This is a genomic window from Acinetobacter wuhouensis (genome assembly GCF_001696605.3).
Taxonomy (GTDB): domain Bacteria; phylum Pseudomonadota; class Gammaproteobacteria; order Pseudomonadales; family Moraxellaceae; genus Acinetobacter; species Acinetobacter wuhouensis.
On sequence record NZ_CP031713.1, the window covers coordinates 1 to 5424 of the forward strand.

9 protein-coding genes are annotated in these 5424 nt (G+C 36.8%); 3 read left to right on the forward strand and 6 right to left on the reverse strand.

The window, feature by feature from the left end; genetic code table 11:
• Nucleotides 1-721 precede the first annotated feature (721 nt).
• The 6 genes from BEN71_RS00565 to BEN71_RS19165 form a co-directional block, all read right to left on the reverse strand.
• Entirely contained in the window at nt 722-1537 is an 816-nt protein-coding gene (locus BEN71_RS00565) for a hypothetical protein (protein ID WP_068975705.1), read from the reverse strand.
• A gap of 58 nt (nt 1538-1595) precedes the next feature.
• Complete coding sequence (locus tag BEN71_RS00570) at nt 1596-1877, reverse strand: type II toxin-antitoxin system YafQ family toxin (protein WP_068975706.1); 282 nt, start codon at nt 1875-1877, stop codon at nt 1596-1598.
• Nucleotides 1870-2163: a type II toxin-antitoxin system RelB/DinJ family antitoxin gene (locus tag BEN71_RS00575; protein ID WP_068975707.1), complete on the reverse strand. Its 294-nt coding sequence runs from the start codon at nt 2161-2163 to the stop codon at nt 1870-1872. The genes BEN71_RS00570 and BEN71_RS00575 overlap by 8 nt, the downstream gene beginning before the upstream one ends.
• 142 nt (nt 2164-2305) lie before the next feature.
• Nucleotides 2306-2806 carry a hypothetical protein gene (locus BEN71_RS00580; RefSeq protein ID WP_068975708.1) on the reverse strand — a complete coding sequence of 167 codons (501 nt, stop codon included), beginning with the start codon at nt 2804-2806 and terminating at the stop codon, nt 2306-2308.
• A complete protein-coding gene (locus tag BEN71_RS00585) occupies nt 2803-3732 on the reverse strand; it encodes a MobA/MobL family protein (protein WP_086322811.1) in 930 nt (309 codons plus the stop codon). Before BEN71_RS00585 ends, BEN71_RS00580 begins: the two co-directional genes overlap by 4 nt.
• Nucleotides 3732-3887, reverse strand: a complete 156-nt coding sequence (locus tag BEN71_RS19165) for a hypothetical protein (protein ID WP_167443670.1) — start codon at nt 3885-3887, stop codon at nt 3732-3734. Before BEN71_RS19165 ends, BEN71_RS00585 begins: the two co-directional genes overlap by 1 nt.
• 280 nt (nt 3888-4167) lie before the next feature.
• Here BEN71_RS19165 and BEN71_RS00595 point away from each other — a divergent pair, with 280 nt between their 5' ends.
• Genes BEN71_RS00595 through BEN71_RS00605 form a run of 3 tightly spaced genes read left to right on the forward strand, consistent with a single transcriptional unit; the run spans nt 4168 to nt 5367 of the window.
• Nucleotides 4168-4593: a conjugal transfer protein TraD gene (locus tag BEN71_RS00595; RefSeq protein ID WP_068975702.1), complete on the forward strand. Its 426-nt coding sequence runs from the start codon at nt 4168-4170 to the stop codon at nt 4591-4593.
• Between the two features lie 37 nt (nt 4594-4630).
• Nucleotides 4631-5056, forward strand: a complete 426-nt coding sequence (locus BEN71_RS00600; protein WP_068975703.1) for a hypothetical protein — start codon at nt 4631-4633, stop codon at nt 5054-5056.
• Between the two features lie 35 nt (nt 5057-5091).
• Nucleotides 5092-5367 carry a hypothetical protein gene (locus BEN71_RS00605; RefSeq protein WP_068975704.1) on the forward strand — a complete coding sequence of 92 codons (276 nt, stop codon included), beginning with the start codon at nt 5092-5094 and terminating at the stop codon, nt 5365-5367.
• The last annotated feature ends 57 nt before the right edge of the window (nt 5368-5424 follow it).

Here is a 5424-nt window from a genome sequence, read left to right on the forward strand (position 1 = left end):
ATGCTCTCAACCTCTCAACTCGCCCCCAAAGCGTCGCACTTCGTGCTTTGGCTTTGGAAACGGTTGAGAGAGTTTCGGCAATACTCACCCTAAGGGCAGTCATTTAAAAAAATGACACATCCCCTAAGTATTGCCGATTTACCTGTATATATTTGGCTTCGGAGCCACGTATATCGGTCGTATCCGCACATAGCTTTGCTGACTATGCAGACAAGGACTCAAAGTCTTGCACTTCGCTCCACGCGCTCCCTGTCGTTACATTGCCTGTATCTCTGCGAGGGTTTCCCCAACGTACAACTTAACAAGTCCTATGTAACTACTCCCAACGCTCCGCCTATGTGAAGTTCCCCTGTAAGCGGTTTAGCCTTTCGACTATAGCTACAATACGCCAGTGACACTTATTCCTACCACACGTACTGCATGCCGACCGTAAAACGGACACGCAGAAGCGGGCAAAGCTCGATCTAGGATACTTATTTGACGATTTAAAACACGAATTAACGAAGACTTATCATTTTGAGGCTTGATATAAACACTGTTTATTGTGAAAATAGAGTTCAGGTACCAGCCTTAGTGTGAAATCATAACGGTCGTCAAACCTTATGATCTTCGTTATTAGATGGTTGTGACATCAAATAACTGCGTACCGTTGAATATAAAGCGAAAGCCCGTCGAGTTTCAATACTCGATGGGCTTTTTCTTTGTATTTTTAAATTAAAATTTACTTTTCTTTGTTTAAAGCAAACTTTCGCTTCTTAATCACTGTAATCGGCTTTTCTTGTGGAGCCATATTTTTCTGAATGGCCACCTGCTTCATTTCTACTGGTACAGCACTATTTTCAGTAGACTTTGGACTAGATTCTTTAGGCTTCGAGTCTGTTGATTTTTGCAGAGTTGCTTCTTTATTTTTAATTTTTATATAAATTTCATGTACGACAGCATTATGTTCTTTAATCTCCCTATTTTTGCTCGTTATTTTTTTATATTGTTCTTTAAAGGGCTTTATAAAATCCTTGATAGTTGATAGCAGTAGAGCTTCATCGGGGTGTATATCAGCCAGTGTTTTTGGTACTTCAATTTGCACAAAATCAATGAAATTTAAGGGAGATTTTTCAATAATCTCAGGCGTCGCAAAGCTAACAAAGTCATATCCATGATAAGAAATTACGGCATATTTCGTATTCTGCTTAATCGGATGTTTGATATATCCCCTTACGGTCGCTTCCCCCTGATCCAGTAGCTTCTTTAGATAGAAATCTTTTATTTGGTTTTCTTCAAATGCACTATTTCTATAAAACTTAATCTTCTTATTAATTTCTTCTCGTTCTTCTACATTATCCTCAGCCATAAGTCCTAACTTATTACTAAACTCAATAAATTGAGCATGATTATGTTGAGCAAGTTCAGAAGTCCAAATTAAGAGTTGTGCAAGATTATCAGACTTAATAATCTCAATATCATTTAAATCAAGCTTCTTCATTAGTGCAAGCTCTTCCTGCTTGAACTCTTTTCTTTCTAAACTTGACCGCTTCAACATAACAACTTCCTTAACTTTTACTAATTTCAAAACATTAAAAACAATTCTGAATGGTCACTTAACCAAAAATTTCTGAATGGCTATCTAACTGGTGTAATTCTAAAACATCATCCCCTACGAGCCTATAAATCAAGACTAAATCAGGTTTAACGTGGCAATCTCGACAATTTTTAAACTCAGCACCACCTTTTAAGGGGTGATCTAGGTATTTTTCAGGCAATGGACTATTAGCGACTAAACAGTCCAGTACCTCGGCCCATTCAGCCGTTACCAGTTCTAAATAACGTCTTTTAATATCACGTTTAAAAGAACTGGTTACGATGATCTTGCGTTTAGCCATGTGCTTCTTCCGACATTGCTTGGATGGCTTCTTCTACTGTTTCGTACTCGGTGTACTCCCCATTTTCAATTTCTTTAAGAGATTGAAGCAACTTTGCTGCTGCTTTAGGGGTTAAAGCTGTTTCCCTTGCATAATCAAAAGACAATGGAATCGTTTTCGTTTTAACAATTTGATTCAAGAACAGTTTAAATGCCTGTGGCATGGTTAAACCGTAGTCCTCCAAAATAGGAGTAACTTTTTCTTTTAGTTCTGCCTCTAAACGCATATTGAAATTGACTGCGGACATGGTTAATCACTCCAAAAACCAATAATGTAAAGATAATATAAGGCATAATCTTTACTTTTTCATTACTTTTGATGTAAAAATATGAGTATTAAAACTCTAATTATTGGCATAACAGACTTTCAAATTTTGTTTTCGAATTTTTCTATATAGGGTCGATCACACATAAATCATGATTTTTTCCATAATTGCACTGTTCTTTCATCACACGCACACATGGTTTAGATTCTTCTCCAACAGTACAACTTCGAATCTCAAGCTGAATACCATCCTCTCTTAAACTTTCAATCTTAGAAATATTCTCAAGCGGTTTGATATAAACACTGAATAACCAAATGATGCCAAGCATAAGAATGGCAAAAATCCCCAAAACTATTGTGATGATTTTCCATGAGAATTCATTACTGGCTGATTCAATCGAGTTTTTTAAGCGTCCAAGCGCTTTAGCGGTCTTAACTAGTTCTGCTGTACCGTCCTGTAAGCCCTCATTTACCGCTTTTGATACAGTGTGATGAGTTTGCCCAGCGATAGCCCTTTGAATGTCTTCCTTCGTGATTTGAAGCTCTTTGACAGCCTGATTGACTAGGTTCTGCTGTTGTTCTGCGACTGCCATCAGTGCATATAACTTTTTTTCATCAGGTGTCATCGGCTCATCCCTCTAAACTTCATTGTTTTCTGTTGCTCTCGTTCTAATTTCTGCTGTTCTTTGTACTGCTGTAAGGCAAGTTGTTTGAAGCTGTCAAAATCAGCCTTAAAGCTCTCAATACCCTGTTTAATTTCTTTGTCTGAAATTGGGCTATCTTTAAGTTCTTTCAGGTCTTTTTTCGGGTCGCCTAAGTCTAGTCGCTCAAGCTCTTTATAGGCTGTACGTGACTGTTGCAAGGCTTCCCTAATTTCAGGATCTTTGGCTTGGCTTGGTAATAATTTTTTTTCAGGTTCTTTCTCTATGCCTTGCTCTTTGTAGCTTCGCATATCAATACGGCTGTCAATTTGATGTTTTTCTAAATGGCTATTGCATAAATCTGCCCATCTTTGGCGTAGGTCTTTAATATCGGTTTTTCGTTCCTGGTAACTCTTGCCTGTATTATCTTTTTTAGCTCCGCCACGTTCAGGATTTTTGCTGTTATAGCGTTTGAAATATTGCTCTGGATCTCGTTCGATTCCATCTTGCAGACGTTCATTAAACATCAGGTGGACGTGGGGCTGATCGTTGCCGTCCATTGCTTTAGGGTTATGAATCGCAAACTGATACGGATATTTTGAGCCGATCTCGGACTGAATGAAATCCTCAACCAGTTCTAGGCGTTGCTCGGCATTCATTTCTCTAGGTAGTGCGATTTCATACTCTCGATAGGTACTGCCATTTTTGCGCTCGTAAAGGTCGGCTGCCTGCCAAAAGGTAATCGGATTATGTTCCGCCCATTTCGGCATGTTTCCATAGGCACTATGTTCGAGGTCAGTTTTAGCCTGTTCCTCTTTTTTCTTTTTTTCTTCATCCCGATCTATATATTCGGCATGCGGTGCTGCCTTGCCTGCCTTACCGACTTTCACACTTAAACGAGCAATCGCCATTAGGTTTTATCCTGTTCCTTTTTTCGGTTTCGTTCTTTCTTAAAAGCTCTTTGATCGAGTATCGAAGCAAGCATCATAATGATGATGAGTAGCGGTGCTGCAATCACGCCAAAAATAATATCTTTGATTTTTCCCAATACCTGTTTTAGTTGCATGATGTTGCTCCTAGCTTTGGTACTTCTTTTTTTCATTCAATTTTCAATTGAACGAAAAAAAGAAATTTCAGGGTTTTAGGGATGAAGTCCCTAACGTGATTAGGTTTCTCTACGAAGTAGAGAAACGTCTAAGCGCGCCATCAAAATTTTGATGGAAGTACAGGCGACAATCTCTAGAACGAACTTTAACAAAATTGCGGACATTAGACGTAATTATTTTGTTATCGTTCTTTGATAATTGAGCCTGTACTTTTGCGGTACCTTACTTGAGGAATTGAATATGACTAATGAATGGCTTTCTGAAAAAATCACCTACATTTCTGCTTTAAAAAATCCAAATGATGCTCAAAAACTTTTATTAGAATTAGCTCAAATCCAATACCGTACCCCCGACCAAGAAAAAAAGTTAAATGCCCTGATCAAAGCTGAAAAAGCTATGGAGCGAGCAAATAAACAAAAGGTGGCAGTTAAAAAATTGTTGAATGCTGAAAAGGAAGCCGAACGTAAAGCTCGTACTCGTCACCTCATTCAATTAGGAGCTTTATTTGAGATTGCTAACCTGGATAAGCGAGATCCTGCAGAATTGCTAGGAGTGCTTTTGAAAACTGCTGAGATAGATCCAAACGATATGAAATGGCAAATTTGGAAAGAATTAGGCTTAGAAACTTTAAGTGAACGCAACCAAAGTAAAAAACACACTAATTAGTTATAATTTAATTATTTAAAGTCCAAACATTAAGAATATGAGAAATAAACTGTCTTGGGTAATTGGAATAGCAGCCTTTATTCTATTTATGATAATTGTTACTTATTCTGCAAAATATATGGAATTACCCTTAGACAGTGATTTAGGTGTAATCGTTACACTTTTAGCTGGTTTTCTTGCTAATAAAATTTACATATTCATTAAACAAATAGAGCCACCTTATGAAGACATTCTGACCTCAAATTGTTGGATACTGGGCTTAACTTTAATGATGGTAATTACTGGGTTAATTTATAAAGCTTTTGAGCATTCTTACAGTGATTTAAGCACCTATTTAAGATATGCCTTACAAATAGGATCAATAGCTGGAACTATATGGATTTGCAGACAGATCTATACCACTAAAAAAGTACAATATGAACTCAGATTAAAACAATTATTTGAGATAGAAAATAATAAATAGATTAAAGTAATCATTGATATTTAAGAGAAATAAAAATGGAAATTAACGACTTTAAAGAATGTATCAATATCTGGATTAAAGCTGAAACTTGGCATACAAATCATCCTCTTGATACTGAAAGATTCCATAAAGCTATACATCACATCTTTATGCAAAACGGCACCAAACTTGAATCTGAAAAGTTTGCTAAATTATTGTCAGAAGTCTTGTTTGAGAAATACCCTAATAAGAATTTCATAGCTCAGCAAGTTGAATCAGCTAAAGATACTTATGAAGTGATTCGTAGTTATTTATTCGATATAAAAGAATAGCCTAAGCAGTAAATAAGTATTTATTTATATCCCCTCACATATTCCCCAAAAAAGCTA

What these genes read in the sequence shown, in the direction of transcription:
- BEN71_RS00595 (WP_068975702.1), top strand. Translation starts at nt 4,168, where the DNA reads ATGACTAATGAATGGCTTTCTGAAAAAATCACCTACATTTCTGCTTTA.
- BEN71_RS00575 (WP_068975707.1), bottom strand. Translation starts at nt 2,163, where the DNA reads ATGTCCGCAGTCAATTTCAATATGCGTTTAGAGGCAGAACTAAAAGAA.
- BEN71_RS00605 (WP_068975704.1), top strand. Translation starts at nt 5,092, where the DNA reads ATGGAAATTAACGACTTTAAAGAATGTATCAATATCTGGATTAAAGCT.
- BEN71_RS00600 (WP_068975703.1), top strand. Translation starts at nt 4,631, where the DNA reads ATGAGAAATAAACTGTCTTGGGTAATTGGAATAGCAGCCTTTATTCTA.
- BEN71_RS00585 (WP_086322811.1), bottom strand. Translation starts at nt 3,732, where the DNA reads ATGGCGATTGCTCGTTTAAGTGTGAAAGTCGGTAAGGCAGGCAAGGCA.
- BEN71_RS00570 (WP_068975706.1), bottom strand. Translation starts at nt 1,877, where the DNA reads ATGGCTAAACGCAAGATCATCGTAACCAGTTCTTTTAAACGTGATATT.
- BEN71_RS00565 (WP_068975705.1), bottom strand. Translation starts at nt 1,537, where the DNA reads ATGTTGAAGCGGTCAAGTTTAGAAAGAAAAGAGTTCAAGCAGGAAGAG.
- BEN71_RS19165 (WP_167443670.1), bottom strand. Translation starts at nt 3,887, where the DNA reads ATGCAACTAAAACAGGTATTGGGAAAAATCAAAGATATTATTTTTGGC.
- BEN71_RS00580 (WP_068975708.1), bottom strand. Translation starts at nt 2,806, where the DNA reads ATGACACCTGATGAAAAAAAGTTATATGCACTGATGGCAGTCGCAGAA.